Annotated in this window: 2 protein-coding genes; both read right to left on the reverse strand. The window is 67.0% G+C overall.

Annotated elements, in window-relative coordinates; all coding sequences use genetic code 11:
- Positions 1-63: 63 nt before the first annotated feature.
- The gene (locus tag WC493_RS23375; protein WP_373069077.1) at positions 64-705 is read right to left on the reverse strand and encodes a cyclodeaminase/cyclohydrolase family protein; all 642 of its coding nucleotides are present in this window, start codon (positions 703-705) and stop codon (positions 64-66) included.
- A 136-nt stretch (positions 706-841) separates the two neighbouring features.
- Positions 842-2,524 carry a formate--tetrahydrofolate ligase gene (locus WC493_RS23380; protein WP_373069079.1) on the reverse strand — a complete coding sequence of 561 codons (1,683 nt, stop codon included), beginning with the start codon at positions 2,522-2,524 and terminating at the stop codon, positions 842-844.
- Positions 2,525-2,634 lie beyond the last annotated feature (110 nt).

The raw sequence follows: 2,634 nt of genomic DNA on the forward strand, positions 1-2,634 counted from the left end.
GCTTTGCCGTCGATGATGTGAGCTGCCATGGCGTCCCTCTCGTGTGTAGTCATCAGGAGATGATCAGAGCTTGGAGAGCGTGATGTCGAGAACCTCGGCGCGCAGCGCGGCGGCCTCGGCCTGGATCTCGGCGATCTCGGCGGCGGCTGTCTGCACGTACGCCTCGTCCTTGATGGAGCCGAGGTTGATCTTGACGTTGAGCGCCGCGCCCACCACGGCGGCCTCGCCGAGGATTGCGCCGATGCCGGCATCGGTGACCGCCTGGGGGTTGCCGAGGCCGGCGGCAACCTTGGAGAGGCGGCAGACTTCGAGCGCGACGCGGCAGATCTCCAGCGGCACGTCGGCGGCGACGATCAGGCCTTCCTGAATGGCCAGGCTGCGCGCCGCCTGGTCTGCGTCGGTTTCTTTGGGGAGCTTGTAGGCGGCGATCACGCCGTTGTAGGCGGTCGTGTCTTCCTGCAGCAACTGCTCCAGGCGGCCGCGCGCGGCCTCGGACGCCCTGACCAGCGTCGTCATCTCGACCTCGACGTCGGCGTACTTCTCGCGCCCACGCGTGAGATTGCAGACCATGGACACGAGGGCGGCACCGAGGGCGCCAACGCAGGCGGAGACGCTGCCGCCTCCGGGCGCCGGCTTGTTGGCGGCCGCGTCGTCCAGGTAGACCTGGAGTGGCTCAGTCGCGTAAATGATGGAAGCGTCGCTCACCGTGTACCTCCGGTATGGGGACCGCGATCAGCCGCAGGGCACCCCTGCCGCCGGACCGCCCGGAGCCGCCTGAGGCGGCTTCGCGGGGCGCCGGCGTCTTCCGGCGGCCGGCGCCCCGGGGTCGCTCGTCAGGTTCTCAGAACAGACCGATGATGCGGCCGGTCTCGACGTCGATGTCGACGTCGACTGCGGCCGGCCGCTTGGCCAGGCCGGGCATGGTGCGCATCTCGCCGAGCAGCGGGTACAGGTACCCGGCGCCGGTGGCCGGCCTAATGTCGCGAATCGGCACGCGGAAGCCGCGCGGCCGGCCCTTGAGCGCCGGGTCGTGGCTGAGCGAGAGATGCGTCTTGGCCATGCACACCGGCAGCTTGTCGAGGCCCTGCTCGGTGAAGAGCCTGATCTTGGCCTCGGCCTCAGGCAGGTAATCCACGCCGTCGGCGCCGTAGACCTTCGTGGCGATGGTCTCGATCTTCTCCTTGATGGAGGCCTCGAGCGGGTAGAGGAACTTGAAGTCGCCGCCCTTGTCGGCCGCGGCCTTGACGATCTCCGCGGCCTCCTGGCCACCGTCTCCGCCCAGCGCGTGGACGTTGATCGGCACGGCGTCTTCGGCGCCGGCCGCGATGGCCTCCTTGCGCACGATCTCAACCTCGCTGTCGCGGTCGAAGGCGAAGCGGTTGATGGTCACCACGACGGGCAGGCCGAAGAGCTTCATGTTCTCGATCTGCTTGGCGAGGTTCTCGCAGCCCTTGGTGAGCGCCTCGTTGTTCTCCGCCTTGAGCAGCTCGGGGTCGATCGGCAGGCCGCCGTGCATCTTGAGGGCGCGCATGGTGCACGTGATGACCACGGCGCTGGGCGCGAAGCCGCCGTAGCGGCAGATGATGTCCATGAACTTCTCGGAGCCAAGGTCCGCGGCGAAGCCGCTCTCTGTGACGACGTAGTCGCTGAGCTTCATCGCGACCTTGTCGGCGATGATCGAGTTGTTGCCCTGAGCAATGTTGGCGAACGGACCCGCGTGGATAAGCGCGGCGTTGCCCTCGAGGGTCTGCATGAGGTTCGGCTTGATGGCGTCCTTGAGCAGCACCGTCATGGCGCCCCCAGCACCGATGTCGTCGGCGGTCAGCGGCTTGCCCGACTTGCTGTAGGCGAAGGTGACGCGACCGAGACGCTCACGAAGGTCTTTGAGGCTCGTGGCGAGGCCGAGAATGGCCATAACCTCGCTGGCCACGGTGATGTCGTAGCCGGTCTGGCGCGGGAGGCCGTTGAGGCGGCCGCCGAGGCCGTTGACGATCTCGCGCATGGCACGGTCGTTGAGGTCTACGCAGCGCCGCCACGAGATGGTGAGCGGGTCGATGTCGAGTTCGTTGCCGTGCATGATGTGGCTGTCGACCATCGCCGCGAGCAGGTTGTTGGCGGCGCCGACGGCGTGGATGTCGCCGGTGAAGTGGAGGTTGAGATCCTCCATCGGGATGAGCTGCGAGTAGCCGCCGCCGGCGGCGCCGCCCTTGATGCCGAAAACCGGCCCCAGAGAAGGCTCGCGCAGGGCCAGCATCGTGTCGATGCCGACCGCGTTCATGGACTCGACGAGGCCGACGGCGGTGACCGTCTTGCCCTCACCGAGCGGCGTCGGCGTGATCGCCGTCACGTTGATGATCTTGCCGTCCGGCTTGTCCTTGAGGCGCGCGAGCAGCGCCATGTAGTCGATCTTGGCCTTGTAGCGGCCGTACAGCTCGAGCTCGTCCTCCAGGATGCCTGCCTTCTCAGCGATCGCCTGGATGGGCTGCATGGTGGCGGCCTGGGCGATCTCGATGTCGCTGGGCACCGGGGATTTACGAACGGGCTTCGCAGACAAAGTCAACGCGTCCTCCTTTGTTTCCACTTCCGCGCGTCTCACAAGGGAGAAGCCTATGCCGGATGGCACGATGAAGGGTC

The organism is Zavarzinia sp. (assembly GCF_041650655.1).
GTDB lineage: Bacteria > Pseudomonadota > Alphaproteobacteria > Zavarziniales > Zavarziniaceae > Zavarzinia.